This is a genomic window from Actinomadura kijaniata (genome assembly GCF_014138665.1).
Classification (GTDB): domain Bacteria; phylum Actinomycetota; class Actinomycetes; order Streptosporangiales; family Streptosporangiaceae; genus Spirillospora; species Spirillospora kijaniata.
In genome coordinates this window covers 1-17026 of the sequence record NZ_JACJIA010000023.1, presented here as the reverse complement: position 1 = coordinate 17026, position 17026 = coordinate 1, and the positions used below count along the sequence as shown (strand labels likewise).

Here is a 17026-nt window from a genome sequence, read left to right as displayed (position 1 = left end):
CACCGCGGCCGCCGCTTCTGCCGGGTAGGCCGGCCCTCACCACCGACCTGTATGTGACCGACGCCACTTACGCGCGCAAGCTTGTGGGTACGGTAGACACCGGAACTTTCGCGCGCAAGTACTTGCGCGCGAAAGTTGAACCTGCCTACGGTGAGGCGCCCTCTCTCCGCGAGATGGGCATTTCGCCCGGTCGGACATATCGACCGCCGGCACCGCTTCGCCACGCACACGGCCCATGCCCGGTCGCAGACCGATCGGCTGCTCACGGGCCCGACCCCCGGAAGGATCCCCCACCATGCCCTCGCTGGACCTCGGCTCGCTGTCGCTGGAGCGGAAGGCGTCCCTGCTGTCGGGGCGGGACATGTGGTCGACGGAGCCGCTGCCGGACGCAGGACTCCCGGAGGTGCTGCTCTACGACGGCCCGCACGGTCTCCGTTACCTGGAAGACAGAACGGATACCGCCGACATCTACGGCAGTGTGCCGGCGACGTGCTTCCCGCCGGCGGTGGCGGTGGGGGCGAGCTGGGACCCCGAGGTGGCCGCCGCGCTGGGCGCCGCGCTCGGGCGTGAGGCTCGGGCGCTGGGCGTCACCGTGGTGCTGGGACCGGGCGTGAACATCAAGCGGTCGCCGCTGTGCGGGCGGAACTTCGAGTACTACTCGGAGGACCCCCTGCTGTCCGGCGTGCTCGGCGCGGCCCACGTGCGCGGACTGCAGGGCGAGGGGCCGGGCGCGTCGGTCAAGCACTTCGCGGCCAACAACCAGGAGACCGACCGGACGCGGATCAGCGCGGACGTCGACGAGCGGACGCTGCGGGAGATCTATCTGCCGGCGTTCGAGCGGATCGTGACCGAAGCGCGGCCGGCGACCGTGATGGCCTCCTACAACAAGATCAACGGTGTCCACGCGACGGAGAACCGGTGGCTGCTGACCGAGGTGCTGCGCCAGGAGTGGGGATTCACCGGTGCGGTGATCTCGGACTGGGGCGCGGTGCACGACCGCGTCGCGGCGCTGGCGGCCGGCCTGGACCTGGAGATGCCCGGCGACGGCGGGGTGACCGACGCCCAGGTCGTGGCCGCGGTGCGGGCCGGTGAGCTGGACGAGGCGTTGGTCGACCAGGCCGTTGCGCGGGTCGTCGCACTCGCCGGCCGGGTCACGCCGGCCACCGGTGACCTGGACGTGGACGGCGGCCACGCGCTGGCGCGGACGCTGGCGGCCGACTGCGTGGTGCTGCTCAAGAACGACGGCGAGGTGCTTCCGCTGGAGGACGTCACCACCGTGGCCGTGATCGGGGCGTTCGCGACCACGCCGAGATTCCAGGGTGGCGGCAGCTCACGCGTCAACCCCACGCGGGTGGACACGCCCCTGGACGAGATCGCCAAGCACGCCGCGGACCGCGGCCAGTCGGTGACCCACGCACAGGGATTCACGGCCGACGGCTCGGGGGACGCCGGAGCACTGCGGGAGGAGGCGGTCACGGTCGCCTCCAACGCGCAGGTGGCGGTGGTCTTCGCGGGGCTGAGCGACAACCAGGAGTCCGAAGGCTACGACCGCGAGACCATCGAGTTGCCCGCGGAGCAGGTGGAGCTGATCCATGAGGTCGCGCGGGCCGCGCTCCGCACGGTCGTGGTGCTCTCCCACGGCGGCGTGATGTCGCTGGAGGGCTGGCACGACGAGGTGGACGCGATCGTCGACGGCACGCTCCTGGGCCAGGCCGGCGGCGGCGCGCTCGCGGACGTCCTGTACGGAGTGGTCAACCCGTCGGGGCATCTCGCAGAGACGGTCCCGCTGCGCCTGCAGGACAACCCGAGCTACCTCAACTTCCCAGGCGAGGCGGGGCACGTCCGGTACGGCGAGGGCGTCATGGTCGGCTACCGCTACTACACCAGCGCCGACCGGCCGGTGGGTTACCCGTTCGGGCACGGCCTGTCCTACACCACCTTCAGCACTGACGAGCTCACCGTGACCCCGACCGGGGACGACACCGCCAGAGTGTCGGTCACCGTGACCAACACCGGCACCCGCGCCGGCAAACACGTGGTGCAGGTGTACGTCGCCACCACCGCGGGGAAGGTCCGCCGCCCCGCCCGTGAGCTGCGGGCCTTCACCAAGATCGCGCTGGAGCCGGGAGAGTCCCGCACGGTCGTCCTCGACCTGGACCGGCGATCCTTCGCCTACTACGACATCACCGCCTCCCGGTGGGCCGTCGGCCCCGGGGAGTACCGCGTCCAGATCGGCGCCGACGCGCACCACGTCCTCGCCGAGGCGGCGATCAGCCTGACCGGTGACAAGGGCCTCACCCCGCTTTCGATGGACTCCACCTTCGGGGACTGGCTCGACCACCCGATCGCCGGGCCCGCCCTGATGCGGAAGCTGAGCGAACGCATGCGGGACATGACCAAGGAGGACGCGAAGATCGCCGCGCAGCACCCCGACTGGCTGAAGATGGCCGCCGGCGTGCCGATGAGCCAAATGATCACCTTCACCGGCGACGCCCTGCCGGCCGGCTGGCTCGAAGAGCTGATCGAGATCAGCCGGTCCGGCTGAGTGTCCTGCCGACGTCAAGGCCGTCCGCCGTCCCGTCAGTGAAGAGGAATCCGTGAACCGCCTGCCCATGCACGCGCTGCGCCGCACCCCGGACATCGATCTCGACGGCGAGTGGGACTTCCAGCTCCGGCGCTCACCGCACGAAGCGGACGGCACCGCCTGGAAGACCGTCGCCGTCCCGAGCCTGTGGACGATGCACGAGCGCGAGGACCGGCCGCACTACACCAACGTCGTGATGCCGTTCCGGGAGGTGCCGCCGGCGGTCCCCGCCCGCAACCCCGTCGGCGTCTACCGGCGCACGTTCGACTGGTCCCCGCGGCCGGGGCGCAGGGCCATCCTGCATGTGGGCGCCGCCGAGGGGCTGTTGACGGTCTCGCTCAACGGCGCACGGGTCGGGGTCAGCACCGACTCGCACCTGGCCGCGGAGTTCGACGTCACCGGCGAACTCGTCGCCGGATCCAACACGCTTGAGCTCGCGGTCACCAAATGGTCGGCCGCCAGCTATCTGGAGGACCAGGATCAGTGGTGGCAGTCGGGGCTGTCCCGCCCGGTCTTCCTGTACACCGTGCCGGATGTACGGCTCGCCGATGTGGCCACGGTCGCCGACTACGAGCCGGCCTCCGGCCGCGGACGGCTGGAGGTGACCGTCTCCACCGTGGGACTGGACCATCTCGACGAGGTCGACTGGTCGGTGCGGATCGACGTTCTCGGCCGCACCGAGACGCGACCGGTCACCCCCCGCGTTCCCGCGCCCTCCCTCCCGCGGCCGAATCGTGACCGGTCGACGCGGCCAGAACCACTCGGTCTTCCCGACGGCGTGATGGATCTGCTCAGCATGAACGCGGCGCAGGCGCCCCTCCCCGAGGAACTCGTCCCCGCCGCCGACCTCATGAAACAGGTGACGGGGCCGCAGGCGCCGGCGGGCACCGCGGCGTTCGTCCTGGACGGCCTCGACGTCGCCCCGTGGACGGCGGAGACCCCGCACCTGGAGGATCTGCGCGTGCGGCTGCTGTCTCCGGAGGGCGAGGCCGTCGACGAGACCCGGTTGCGGGTCGGGTTCCGCCGGGTCCGGATCGAGGGACGCGACCTGCTGGTCAACGGTCGGCGCGTCCTCATCCAGGGCGTCAACCGGCACGACGTCGACCCGCGTACCGGACGGGTCATCTCCCGGGAGCTCATGCTGGCCGAGCTCTCGCTGCTCAAGCGGTTCAACATCAACGCGATCCGCACCTCGCACTACCCCAACGACCCGGCCTTCCTCGACCTGTGCGACGAGATCGGCTTCTACGTCGTCGACGAGGCCGACATCGAAGGGCACGCGTTCACCTCGACCCTCGCCCACGATCCGCGCTACCTGCCGGAGTTCCTGGAACGGATCTCCCGGATGGTGCTGCGCGACCGCAACCACCCGTCGGTGATCGTCTGGTCGCTCGGCAACGAGACCGGCTACGGGGCCAACCACGACGCGGCCGCGGCCTGGGTGCGCCGCTTCGACGGGACCCGGCCGCTGCACTACGAGGGCGCCATCGCGCACGACTGGCACGCCGGGCACGCCGCCACCGACCTGGTGTGCCCGATGTACCCCTCCTTCGAGGCGCTTCAGGCGTTCTCCGCCGACCCGCGCGCCGACCGTCCGGTCATCGTGTGCGAGTACGCCCACTCCCAGGGCAACGGCACCGGCGGCCTGGCCGACTACTGGGAGCTGTTCGAGAACCTGCCGGGCCTGCAGGGCGGCTTCATCTGGGAGTTCAAGGACCACGCCCTCGACCTCGACGGCGACGGCCGCCACCGCTACGGCGGCGACTTCGGCGACGAGCCCAACGACGGCGTCGACTTCCTCAACGGCCTGGTCTTCCCCGACCTCACCCCGAAGCCGGCGCTGTACGAGGCGCGCGGCCTGTTCTGCCCGATTCGCATCACCTCCGGAGCCGAGGACGCCGAGACCGGCACGCTGCGGCTGCTCAACCGGCAGACCTTCGCCGATCTTGGCGGCTACGACCTGGAGCTACGGGTGGAAACCGAGGCCGGGCCCGCAGGCGCGGTCACGCTCCCGGCGCCGCCGGCCGCCCCGGGTCAGGAGGCCACGATCAGCCTCCCCGAGGCGATCCGGGCGAGGCTCGGCACGGCCCTGGCGCTCACCGTGACCGTGCGCACCCGCCATGACGCGCTGTGGGCCCCGGCCGGCACGGAGGTCGCCGTCCACCAGGTCCGCTTCCCCCGTCCGCTGCCGCGACTGCCCCGCGGCATCGGCGGCATGGACGGGGAGCTGCGCCACCCACTGCTGCGCCGCCCCCCGGCGCTTTGCCTGTGGCGAGCCCTCACCGACAACGACGCGGCGTTCGCGCTGGACAACCGCTTCGTCCGCTCGGGTTTCTTCCAGCTCACCCCGCTGGACGTCAAGACCGACGGAGCCGTCGTCATCACCCGTTACGCCGCGGCCTTCGGTGACGAGATCGTGCACACCCGGACCGTCACGCCGCTGGCCGACGGGGACTACCTGCTCGACGAGAAGGTGACCCTGCCCGACGGCATCGGCGACGGTCTGCGCGTGGGCATGGAGTTCGAGCTCACCGACGGCTTCGACCAGGCCCGCTGGGTCGGACTGGGGCCGTGGGAGAACTACCCCGACCGGCGTGCCTCGGCCCTGCTCGGCGCGTGGGAGAGCCCCATCGACGAACTCGCCGTGCCGTACCTGAGACCGCAGGAGAACGGCACCCGCGGCGAGGTCACCGAACTCCTGCTGTCCGGCCCGGCCGGGACCGTCCGCACCCGTCACGCCACACCGCTGCACATGAACGTGAGCCGGTACACGGTGAGCGAGCTGGAGGCGGCCGCGCACTGGTGGGAGCTGCGGCCGAACCGCAGGACCATCGTCCACCTCGACATCGCCCACCGGGGTGTCGGCACCGGCTTCCTCGGCCCCGACACCCGGCCCGCCCATCGGCCTTCCCGCAGTGAACACGCCTGGCGATGGCGGCTGACGCTCACCGGAGCAGGCCGCTGACACGCGGAAGGGGACCTCCAGCACGGCGGCGTCACCGCCGCCGTCGGCCACGCTGTGAGATAGTGAGATTGCTTGCGCGCGCAAGCCATGCGAGCGGTCCCGGGGTGGAGATTCAGTGGCTGAGCGAACAAAGCGTGTCACCGCGGCGGACGTCGCCCGAGCGCTGGGACTGTCCCGCGCCACCGTGGGATACGTGCTCAACAACACCCCGGGCCAGACCATCCCCGCCGCCACCCGCGAGCGGGTCCTGGCCGAGGCCGAGCGCCTGGGCTACCGGCCGCACCGGGCGGCCCAGGCCCTGGCCAGCGGCCGCAGCATGATCATCCTGTTGGTGCTGCCGGACTGGCCTCTGGAGTACGGCCTGCGCCGGAACCTGGAGGCGGCCTCCCAGGTGCTCGACGACGCCGGCTACTCCCTGGTGACCTACACCAGGCACGAGGGCGGGCACGCCCGGCCGCTCTGGGAGTCGCTCAACCCCGACGTCGTCATCGCCTGGACGCCCATCACCGACGCCGAGCGCGCCTCCATGCGCGCCAGCGGCATCACCAGGATCCTGCCCGCGCCCCGGCGGCAGCGCTCCTTCCTGGCCTCCCCCACGCTCACCGCGGGCACCCGCCTGCAGATCGAGCACCTGCACGAGCGAGGCCACCGCAGAGTCGGTTTCGCGGCGAGCAGCGACCGGCGCGTCGCACTGATGTCGCAGGGGCGCGCGGCGGCGGCGCGGCAGGCCGCGGACCGGCTCGGCCTCGACGTCCTGGACATCCGGTCAGTGGAGCACGGCGACGACAGCATCGCCGAAGCCGTACGGGCATGGCACCACGAGGGCGTCACCGGCGTCGCCGCCTTCAACGACGACATCGCCGCGATGATCGTCGCCGCCGCGCTGCGCGCCGGCCTGTCCGTACCCGCGGACCTGGCCGTCATCGGGCATGACGACACCCCGCTGGCGGGCATGCTCTACCCGTCCCTGTCCAGCGTGAGCATCGACAGCGTCGGGCTGGGGCGCCACCTGGCCGACCTCGCCCTCCGCACCGCGCGGGACGAGCCGCTGCCGGAGGCCGCCCCCGACCTCCACGCCCGCGTCGTCCCCCGGGAATCCACCGGGCGATGAGGCGGCGCGGCTGCGATTCCCACCAGGTCATCGCCAGAACACCAGGAGCTGGAATGCCACTGCCAGAAGAGTACGAACCGAGCCCCTACGCCCCGGTCGCCGAGCAGGTGGAGCTGTATGAGCGCAGCGACGGCGTGGAAGGCGGCACCCTGCGGGGCAAGCCCGTCATCATCCTCACGACCAGGGGCGCGAAGTCTGGGAAGATCAGGAAAACTCCGCTGATGCGGGTCACCGACGGCACCCGCTACGCCGTCGTCGCCTCCCAGGGCGGAGCCCCCACCCACCCCTCCTGGTACCCCAACATCATGGCCGACCCGCACGTCTCCTTGCAGGACGGCGCAGTCGTCCGCGACTACGTCGCGCGCCGCGTCGAGGGCGAGGAACGCGAGAAATGGTGGGCCATGGCCGTAGAGGTCTGGCCCGACTACAACGAGTACCGCCGGAAGACCGATCGCGACATCCCGGTGGTCGTTCTCGAACCGTCTTCCTGACCGCCGCATCGCCCTTGAGTGAGGGCTGACTCCGGTCAGGGCTGGAAACCTCCGGTGTTTTCCGTGCCCTGGCCCGCGTCAGGCGTGAGCGCACCGGACCGGCCGGCGGCCGGTGGATGGGGGCGGTACGAGATTTCCTGCACCGAAATGCTTCCCGCGACGGGCTCGACGCCGAACGTGCGACCGGTGAACCCACCGGCCACCTCCGTCGACAGATAGCGTCCGTCGACCGTTCCGAGCACCTGCGACGTCCCGTCGGGAGCCACGACCGACAGTTCGATGATGTCGGGCTCGTGTCGCGGGATGGGCGGAGTCACCTCGGGTTCGCGAGCCGAGATGCGCAGCGTCACCCCCTGGCCAGAAGGCACAGTGACCCGGGCGAGAGTCGTGGTGGCCGGTCCGATCACCACGCTCGCCTCGACGTGCTCGGCGCTCGCGGTCAACCCGTACCAGTGATCCCGATCGACGCGCACGAGGAACCGGCCGGTGCCGGCGGAGGTGTCGAGGCGAGCCTCGGCGGTCCACTCGAGGTCGCGTGCGCGCGCGACCAGCATCGGCCGCGGGGCGTGGTCCGAGGGTGCGGTGAGGACCAGCCGGCCGGCCGCCTCGTGCCGGGCGAACGTTCCAGGGTGACGATTGGGGGAGATCCAGCGGTCGTCGAGGTCGGCGGTCTCGAATCGATCGACGAAGGAGTGGTCCTGCGGAGCCGCCTCGAAGCGCTCCTCGTCAACGACGGGCCAGCCGTCGATCCATTCCACGCCCGCGATGAAGGTCTCCCGTCCGTTGGTGTGGAACATCGGGGTCTGACCACGCGGGCGGACGCCGAGATACACCATCGCCCATGAGCCATCGGCCAGTTCGACGAGGTCGGCATGGCCGGTGTTCTGGACGGGGTGGCCGGTGCTGCGATGAGTGAGGACGGGGTTCGCCGGTGCGGCCTCGAACGGCTCGTCCAGCGAAGGCGACCGTGCGATGGTGACCACATGGCCGCGCTCCGTGCCGCCCTCGGCGAGCATGAGGTACCACCACCCGTCCCGCCGGTAGAGGTGCGGGCCTTCCGGATAGGCCAGCCCGGTGCCCGGCCAGAGCAGTCGCGGGGGAGACAGGAGCGTGCCCGTCTCCAGATCGAGGGGTGCACTGGCGATGCCGTGCCGGTCCGGGAGCGCGGACGCCCACGTCAGATGGCATGTCCCGGTCTCGTCCCAGGCGAGGTCCGGGTCGATGCCGACGGCGCCCTCAACGTGGACGGCGGGCGACCACGGTCCTGCCGGATCGTCGGCGGATACGATCAACTGGCCCCGATGGAACTCGACCACGTTCGTCGTGACGAGCCAGAACTTCCCGTCGTGGTACCGAAGCGTGGGGGCGTACACACCGGTGCTCGGCGGCGCCAGGTCGAGGTTGAGCTGGTCGGGCCGTTGCAGCGCGTTCGTGACCGGCGTCCACGTGGTCAGGTCCGTGCTCTGGTGGATGGGAACTCCGGGTAGGTATTCGAAGCTGGAGTTCGCCAGATAGTAGGTGTCTCCCGCTCGGCAGATGGACGGGTCGGGATAGAACCCGGCGATGATGGGCGTTGTCGTCAACCTGTTCCTCTCCTAAGCCGCCATTGGGCGGCGCGTCACGGGCGCGGCTCGAACTCGGCGGCCTTGTAGCGCTTCTTGGTGTGGTACGGCCAGGAGGCACGGAGGTTCGCGGCCTCCCCGCGGATCTGGAGACTCATCCCGAGCAGATCTCATGACCACATCGGGGACGATCCGTGCGCGTACGCCGTCGGCGACGCGGACAGCGACTTCGAAGGACCGGTCGACACCGTCGCGGCCCCGGGCACGCGCGTGACCGATGGTTCGCACCTCGCCGCCCTGATCAGAGGGCGTTCGCCTTCGCGACCTGCCCGAGCCATGCGAGGCTGGGTTTTGGGTGGCGTTCGAATGTGGTCCGGTCGACCGCGATGAGCCCGAAGGTCGGCTCCCAGCGCCCCCACTCGAAATTGTCCAGCAGGCTCCAGTGCAGGTAGGCCCGCACATCAATGCCGTCCTCGACAGCGTCGAGCAGGCCGTTCAGCGCTGCGGTCGTGTACGCGACGCGTCGGTCGTCGTCGGCGGTGGCGATGCCGTTCTCGGTGACGAGGATCGGGACCTCGCCGACGACGGCATGGGTGTGGCGCAGGGCGATGCCGAGCGCGTCGGGCCGGTAAGCCCAACCCATCAGGGTGTTGTCGGGGTGCTCGGGGTGCGGGACGACACCGTCCTCAGTGACCATCTGGCTGGTGTAGGACTGCACGCCGACGAAGTCGTCGTCGCGTGCCGGCTCAAGGTACATGTCCTCCCACAGGTGCTGCACCTCGGCGTGCCTGGCCTCGGCGCCCGGCGCGGGGAGGAGCGCCTGGTTGGCCACGGTCCATCCGACTTTCGCGCCGGTCGCCTCGCGAACCAGCGGCGCGACGACGCGGTGAGCGGCGATGAGGGCCTCGCCGATCTCGGCGTCAGGCTGGGCGCCGACGAACTGGTAGTCCTTGCCTTCGGCGATCCGTCGCTGCTGCCCATGGTTCACCGCGACGATGTTCGGTTCATTGATGGTGCACACCCACTCGACCCCGTCGAGGATCGCGCACGCCTGCTCGACATAACGGGTGAAGACCTCGACGGCGTCCTTGGCGAGCCATGCCCCGTTCTCGCCGAACCAAATGGGGTGAGTGAAGTGATGCAAGGTGACGACAGGGGTGAGGCCCATCCGGTTCGCAGTGTCGATCATGCGGCGATAGTGCGCCAGTTCCGCTCGGGAGAACTTTCCGGGGCTCGGCTCGATCCGTGACCATTCGATGCTGAAGCGGTAGGCGTTGAGGCCGGCATTCGCCAGGAGGGTCATGTCCTCCTCGTACCGGTGGTAGCTGTCGACGGCGTCGCCGCTGAACTGGACGCCATACTCGGCGGCGGTGTGCTCGAGCTGCCACCAGTCGTTGTTGAGGTTGTTTCCTTCGATCTGGTGCGCGGCGGTCGCCGCACCCCAGAGAAAGCTCTGAGGGAAGGTCCTGGGCATGGTGCTGCTCTCCTTCGGGCGTTCCTCGGGATCGGCGTGGGCGGATGCACGAACAACAGGCTCAAGGTCATGTTGGAGGCCGCGGCGGCTCTCTCATCCGTCGATCCGCTGTCCCGCCTTCAGCCGTGCGACCGGCGTGAGGCGGGGCCCTCGCGGCGCTTTTGCGAGTGAGGGGCGTGACCGAGGACGTCACTTACGCGCGCAAGTTCTGATATGCCGAATGGTACGAGCGTCCCACTTGCCCGCGCAAGTCCTTGTCAGACCTGGATCAGGGCGAGTGTCCACGGATCGCGTCGGCGCGGAGCCCCCGTTCGCCACCCGGGCAGACTCCGCCCGGTCTGTTGGATCCTCTGCCGCCCGGACCATCGGATTTCGACGAGGCGAAGGACGGGGGAGACATTTTGTGTAGCAGGTACGCGATGAAGGACGGGATCGCGGTTCCGGAGGGCCCCGACCTTGGGCGCTACGTCGGGGGCCTGAAGATCGGTGCCAACGGCGCCGGGCGGCTCTGCGCCGCCTCGCTGCGGGCACCGCGCGTCGAGCCGGCACCCAACGATTCGACCGCGGCGATCGCGCTGTCGATGACCATGTCGTAGAGGCGCTCGTAAGCTCTGGGCATCGAGTCGAGGACCGGAACCACGCGAGCGCGGTCCTCCTCGCTTTCCTCGCGGAGCGCCTCGCGCAAGACCGCATAGGGCTCGCCCGGCGGGGCCTCCCGGGAGGCCAGGGTGGCATGGCCGACGGTCGTCGTGCTGATGAACGTGATCGCCAGTGCCAGGTCGTCGTCGCTGAGCGCCAGCGGCCGCAACATCTCTGTCAGCACGATGAGCGACGGCAGCCAGTTCGCCTTGCTGGGGGCGGCGATATAGGGCAGCAACTGCGGATACGGCCGCAGGTGCCGCATGCTCGTCAGCATCCAGTCGCGCAGCTGTTCCTGCCAGGTCGCGCCGGCCGGCCGGTCGAACCGCATGCCCGCCACCACCCGATCCGCGACTGCCTGGAGGAGGTCGTCGCGGTCCGGGAAATACCTGTACAGCGCCATGGGGGCCGACTCGACGGCGGCCGCCACCCGCTTGATCGTCAGTGGCCTCCGCGGGTCCTCGTAGACCAGCGCCACGGCGGCGTCGATGATCTCGTCGCGGGACAACCGGGCCGGGCGGCCGCGGCCGCGCGGGGGCGCGCCTGGTGATGACCGAGTCACTGACGTCCCTCTCACCGCTCGATTACCTGCCGCGAGCCTCTCAAGGATAGTCGAACAGGGATCGCCCACCGCCCGATGTCCGGAGCGGCGGGGCGTCACCGCAGGCCACGGAGCCCCGAACGCGCAGGGCGCCCGCACGGCCGGCCGCTGAGCGCGGCAGCCGCGGTGACGCCGCCGCCCGCCGGTCGCGGACGACGGATCTTGAATCCGGACGATGTTTAGCGTAATAGTTACGTTAAATCAGGCGGACGGCCCGCGTGGTCTGCGCTGCAGCACGGTCCCCGGATGGCTTCCCGCCCTTCTCCTCACCTCAAGGACCTGTCATGAAGTCTGTCGATGACCTGCTGAACGAGCTCACCGTGGAGGAGAAGGCCGCGCAGCTGAGCGGACCGAGCGCGTCCGAACTCGGCCCCAGGCTGGAGGCTGCTTCCGAAAAGGGCCAGGACCTCCGCACCGCGCTCGCCGGGTGCCTCATCGATCTGGCTCCGGACGGGATGGGTCACCTGGGCCTGGGCTGGACGCTGTGCCCCGATCTCGACGCGATGGCGGATTTCATCTCGACGCTGCAGAAGGTGCTCGCCGAAACCAGCCGCATCCCGATCCCCGCGCTCGTCCACCTCGAAGCCCTCAACGGCGCCGTCATCCCCGGAGCTCCGGCCTACCCCACCGCTGTCGCGCAGGCCGCGACCTGGAATCCGGCGCTGATCCGGAAGATGGCCGAGCTCACCCGGGATCACCTGCTCTCGGCGGGCGTGCGCCACGCGTTGTCCCCGGTGCTGGATCTGGCCCGCGACCCGCGATGGGGCCGGGTCCATGAGACCTTCGGCGAAGACCCCGATCTGTCCGCCGCGATGGGGGTCGCGTTCGTCCGCGGCTTGCAGGGCGAGGACCTGCGCGGTGGTGTGGCGGCCTGCGCGAAGCACTTCCTGGGCTATTCGGTCTCGCAGGCCGGCATGAACCTGGCCGCGGTGCACCTCGGGCGACGGACGCTGCGTGAGGAATACTCCCGTCCCTTCGAGGCGGTCATCCGCGAAGCCGGGATCGCGACGGTCATGAACTCCTACTCCGAGATCGACGGTGTTCCCGTCGTCGCCGACCCCGACATCCTCACCGCGCTGCTGCGCGACGAACTCGGCTTCGACGGCGCGGTGGTCAGCGACTACGGCTCGATCGACCATCTGCTCTCGCGCACCCGACTCGTGGACGGCTTCCCCGAGGGCGCGTGTCTCGCCATCGAGGCCGGGCTCGACATCGAGTTCCCCGACGCCCGCGGCTACGCGCACCTGCCAGAACTGGTTCGCAGCGGCAAGCTGGACGTCGCCCTTCTCGACCGCGCCGCCCGACGCTGCCTGGAACTCAAGGAACGCCTCGGGCTCCTGGACGATCTGTTCGGCGTCACCGTCCATCCCGGGTGGAGCGCCCCGGTTCCGGACCGCGACGCCGACCGTGCGACCTCGCGCGCCATGGCCGGACAGGCCGCGGTTCTGCTCACCAACAACGGCGCACTCCCGCTGGCGCCGACGACACGGCGCATCGCGGTGATCGGCGGGCCCGCCACCGAGGTGCGCATCCACTACGGCGGGTACTCCGGCGTCGCCGCCGCCGAACTCAACACCTCCGTCGCCGAACTCCAGACGCTGATCGCCGACCTGACGGCGGCCGGCGACATCGCTGCGGATCCCCCGACCGCCGTCGGCGGTGAAGGCGATGATCCGGCGAGCGCCGGACTGGACGACGCCATGGGCATGCGGCTCATCCCCACCCCGGGATTCCCCACCCGGTTCGAGGAGATGGCCCGCGAGGCCGAGCCCGCATCCCGCTCCGTCGCCCAGGCCCTCCAGGAAGCCCTGCCGGACGCCGACGTGGTCGTCACTGCGGCGGGCGGCCCGGAAGGCACCTCCACCGAGGACGCCGACCGGGCCGCTGAGGCCGCCGTCCAGGCCGACGTCGCCGTCGTCGTGGTCGGAGAACGCGCAGGCTGGGTCGGCGGCATCACCGCCGGAGAGGGATACGACCGCCAGGACCTGTGCCTGCCCGGCGACCAGGAACGCCTCATCCAGGCGGCCGCGGCCACCGGGACTCCCGTCGTCACCGTCGTCGTCTCCGGCCGCCCGCTCCTGCTCGGCCGGATCGCCGAGCATTCCGCCGCCGTGCTGTGGGCGCCGTTGCTCGGCCCCGCCGCCGGGGAGGTGATCGCCGACATCATCACCGGCAGGACGTCACCGAGCGGCCGCCTCCCCGTGTCCTTCCCCGCGTCGATGGGCCAGATCCCCGTCTTCCATGGCGCGCGCGCCGGCAGCGGATACGACCGCCTCGGCGGCGCGGACGCCGCGGGCTACATCGATGGATCCGCCCGCCCGCTGTTCTGCTTCGGCCACGGCCTGACCTACACCGATTTCGAGTACGGCGACATCGAACTGGCCACAGCGGAACTCCAAGCCGGAGACGTCGTCGAACTGACCGTCACCATCACCAACACCGGCGACCGCGACGGCGAGGAGGTCGTCCAGCTCTACGCGCGAGACGTCCTGGCCTCCACGACCCGGCCCGCGCGGCAACTCCTCGCCTTCGCCCGCGTCGCCGTCGCGGCCGGCGCCTCGCGCCGGGTACGCATGACCGCCCCCATCAACGCCCTGGCCCTCGTCGACCGCACCGGACGGCTCGTGCTGGAACCCGGGGAGGTGCAGCTCATGATCGGAGCGAGTTCGTCCGACATCCGGTGCCGCACGTCCGCGCGCATCATGGGCGCGCTCACCGAGGTCCCGCCCCACGAGCGCTTCCTCGTGCCCTGATTCTCGAAACCTGACGAGTGAGGCCGCGCCTGCCCCGGCCGTCGCGCGCTACCCACGCGTCGGCCAGGCGCCCGGGTGCTGTCGAGGCGGACGCGGGCGACGGCTGGTTCCGTGCGAGCGGACGTCCACGCCCCGTCCGCGGTGATCAAAATGATTGGGTCCCGGGAGCGCCGTGATGTCCGTCCGCTCAGCATCAAGGAGTGTCACCATGTCACATGCCTGGCAGGCAGGCTTCATCGCGGCTCCGGCACCCGGTGAGCCGGGGGGCGCGGCGCCGTACTTCCGGCGCGAGTTCGTCAGCGACGGACAGCCGCGGCGGGCCACGCTCTACGCGACGGCGCTCGGTATCGTCGAGCCGTACGTCAACGGAACCCGGGTGGGGGACGAGGTCCTGGCGCCGGGCTGGACGTCCTACCGCCACCGGCTCAGTGTCAGCCGCTACGACGTCACGGAACTGATCGCACCCGGGGCGAACGCGCTGGGAGCGGTCGTCGGCGAGGGATGGGCGGTCGGCCGTCTCGGTTGGGAGGGCAAACGCGAGCATTACGCCGGCCGGCCCGCGTTGTTCCTCCAGCTCGAGCTGGAGTACGACGACCGCACCGAGATCATCGGGACGGACCGGAGCTTCACCACCAGCACCGGCGCGGTTCTGGTCAACGGCCTGTACGACGGTGAGACCTACGACGCGCGCCTGGAACCGGACGGGTGGAACCGGCCCGGATTCGACGACGCTTCCTGGTCGCCGGCGGAGCCGTTGGACCGGGATCCGGCGACGCTCGTCCTCGGCTCCGCACCCCCCATCCGGCGCGTGGAGGAACTGCCGCCGGTCGACATCTCGACCAGCCCGAGCGGTAAGACGATCGTGGACTTCGGCCAGAACATCTCCGGCTGGGTGCGGCTGACGGTCACCGGAGAAGCCGGCCGCACCGTCACGCTCCGCCATGCGGAAGTCCTCGTCGAGGGTGAACTGGGCACCGAGACCCTGCGCACCGCGGCGGCGACCGATCGCTACATCCCGCGCGGCGAGGCCACGGAGGTGTGGGAGCCGAGGTTCACCTACCACGGTTTCCGGTACGTGCAGGTGGACGGCCACCCCGGCGGCCTGGACCGGGAGGACGTCACCGCCGTGGTCGTGCACAGCGACATGCCGCGCACCGGCTGGTTCGAGACGTCGCATCCGCTGGTCAACAAGCTGCACGACAACGTGGTGTGGTCGATGCGGGGCAACTTCGTGGGCGTGCCGACCGACTGCCCCCAGCGGGACGAGCGGCTGGGCTGGACCGGCGACCTCAACGCGTTCGCGCCCACCGCGGCCTTCCTGTACGACGTCCGGGGCGTGCTCGGCTCCTGGCTGGCCGACCTGGCGGCCGAGCAGCGGGCGAAGGGCTACGTCCCGTGGGTGGTGCCCGACGTGCTGTCCACGCCGTCACCGCCGACCGCGCTCTGGAGCGACGCGGCGGTGAGCCTGCCCTGGACGCTGTACCGCGAGTACGGAGATGTCGAGATCCTGCGCCGCAGCTATGCGTCGATGACCATGTTCGTCCGCGACGTCGAGGAGCGGCTGGACGAGAACGGGCTCTGGAGCAGCGGATTCCAGTTCGGGGACTGGCTGGACCCCGACGCCCCCATGGACAACGCCGCAGGCGGTAAGACCGACCGTCACCTCGTGGCCTCCGCGTACCTGTGCAAGGTCACCCGGGAGATGGCCGAAACCTCTGCCGTGCTCGGCGAGGACGAGGACGCCGCGCATTTCACCGCTCTGGCGGAGCGGGTGCGTGAGGCGTTCCGCCGCGAGTACATCACTCCGGCGGGACGGGTCGCCGGTGAGACGGCGACGGCCTACGCCCTGGCGATCACCTTCGACATCCTCGACGCCGACCAGAAGGTCCGGGCCGGTGTCCTGCTGGCGGAGCTGGTGGCCAAGGCCGGGTACCGGATCTCGACCGGCTTCGCCGGGACCCCGCTCGTCCTGCACGCGCTCAGCGACACCGGCCATCTGGAGGAGGCGTATCTGCTCCTGTTGGAAACCGGCTGCCCGTCGTTCCTGTACCCGGTCACCATGGGCGCGACGACGATCTGGGAGCGCTGGGACGCCATCCGCCCCGACGGAACGCTCAATCCCTCCGGCATGACCTCGCTCAACCACTACGCCTTCGGCGCCGTCGCCGACTGGTTGCACCGCGTGGTCGGCGGACTCAGCGCCGTCGACCCCGGATACCGAAGGATGAGCATCGCCCCCCGGCCCGGTGGCGGTCTCACCCACGCGACCGTTCGCCACGACACGGTGCACGGCCGCGTCGAAGTGGCCTGGCGCATCACCGACCGGCGTATGAGCGTCGAGGCGACGATCCCTGACGGCACCGAGGCGAAGGTCGTGCTCCCGCTGCACCCCGGCTCCCTCGTCGTGGACGTGACGGGCGGAACCCACTCCTGGCGGTACGACCTGCCGGACGGTCACGGCTCCCGTCCCGAGTACACCCTGGACACCCCGCTCCGAACGCTCGCCGAGGATCCGGCCGTGTGGCACGCCCTCAGCCAGGTGTTCACCAGGCACTTCCCGGGCATCCCGATCGACGGCACCGCCCCCGAGGCCGCGGGCGTGTCCCTCAACACCGTCCTGGGATACCTCCCCGGCGCGTCGGACGAGCTGAAAGCCGACTTCAGCGCCGCCCTCGCCCGCGGAGAGGGAACCCGTTGAACAGGACTGCCGGGCCTCTCCATGCTCCTGAGTGCCGACCCCTGCTGCCGTCACGCTAGGTCGTGTCCGGCAGATCTTGGTGTTTGGCTGAGGTTGATCAGTGGGCCGGGTTGTGATGGTGGCCATGGTGCGTCGTCATGAGCTCACC

General features: G+C 70.5%; 9 protein-coding genes. 6 read left to right on the top strand and 3 right to left on the bottom strand.

The genetic code is table 11. The features are described from left to right. Positions 1-295: 295 nt before the first annotated feature. From HNR61_RS44590 to HNR61_RS44575, 4 genes are all read left to right on the top strand, one after another. Positions 296-2545 (top strand): glycoside hydrolase family 3 C-terminal domain-containing protein, encoded by a 2250-nt coding sequence (locus HNR61_RS44590; RefSeq protein ID WP_182849211.1) that lies wholly within the window; start codon positions 296-298, stop codon positions 2543-2545. A gap of 52 nt (positions 2546-2597) precedes the next feature. Further along, positions 2598-5549 carry a glycoside hydrolase family 2 TIM barrel-domain containing protein gene (locus HNR61_RS44585; protein ID WP_220510553.1) on the top strand — a complete coding sequence of 984 codons (2952 nt, stop codon included), beginning with the start codon at positions 2598-2600 and terminating at the stop codon, positions 5547-5549. Between the two features lie 115 nt (positions 5550-5664). Then, positions 5665-6660 carry a LacI family DNA-binding transcriptional regulator gene (locus HNR61_RS50345; RefSeq protein WP_182849210.1) on the top strand — a complete coding sequence of 332 codons (996 nt, stop codon included), beginning with the start codon at positions 5665-5667 and terminating at the stop codon, positions 6658-6660. 53 nt (positions 6661-6713) lie between these two features. After that, complete coding sequence (locus HNR61_RS44575; protein ID WP_182849209.1) at positions 6714-7151, top strand: nitroreductase family deazaflavin-dependent oxidoreductase; 438 nt, start codon at positions 6714-6716, stop codon at positions 7149-7151. A gap of 35 nt (positions 7152-7186) precedes the next feature. Here the strand turns inward: HNR61_RS44575 and HNR61_RS44570 are convergent, their stop codons facing one another. The 3 genes from HNR61_RS44570 to HNR61_RS44560 form a co-directional block, all read right to left on the bottom strand. Then, on the bottom strand, positions 7187-8734 hold the full coding sequence (locus tag HNR61_RS44570; RefSeq protein WP_182849208.1) for a glycoside hydrolase family 43 protein: 1548 nt from the start codon (positions 8732-8734) through the stop codon (positions 7187-7189). 280 nt (positions 8735-9014) lie between these two features. Beyond that, positions 9015-10187 carry a glycoside hydrolase family 1 protein gene (locus HNR61_RS44565; RefSeq protein ID WP_182849207.1) on the bottom strand — a complete coding sequence of 391 codons (1173 nt, stop codon included), beginning with the start codon at positions 10185-10187 and terminating at the stop codon, positions 9015-9017. A gap of 463 nt (positions 10188-10650) precedes the next feature. After that, entirely contained in the window at positions 10651-11388 is a 738-nt protein-coding gene (locus HNR61_RS44560) for a TetR/AcrR family transcriptional regulator (protein ID WP_182849206.1), read from the bottom strand. A gap of 359 nt (positions 11389-11747) precedes the next feature. On the opposite strand from HNR61_RS44560, the gene HNR61_RS44555 reads away from it, so the two are divergent. Then, positions 11748-14180 (top strand): glycoside hydrolase family 3 N-terminal domain-containing protein, encoded by a 2433-nt coding sequence (locus tag HNR61_RS44555; protein ID WP_182849205.1) that lies wholly within the window; start codon positions 11748-11750, stop codon positions 14178-14180. Positions 14181-14388: 208 nt separating this feature from the next. Next, entirely contained in the window at positions 14389-16878 is a 2490-nt protein-coding gene (locus tag HNR61_RS44550) for a glycoside hydrolase family 78 protein (protein ID WP_182849204.1), read from the top strand. Positions 16879-17026 lie beyond the last annotated feature (148 nt).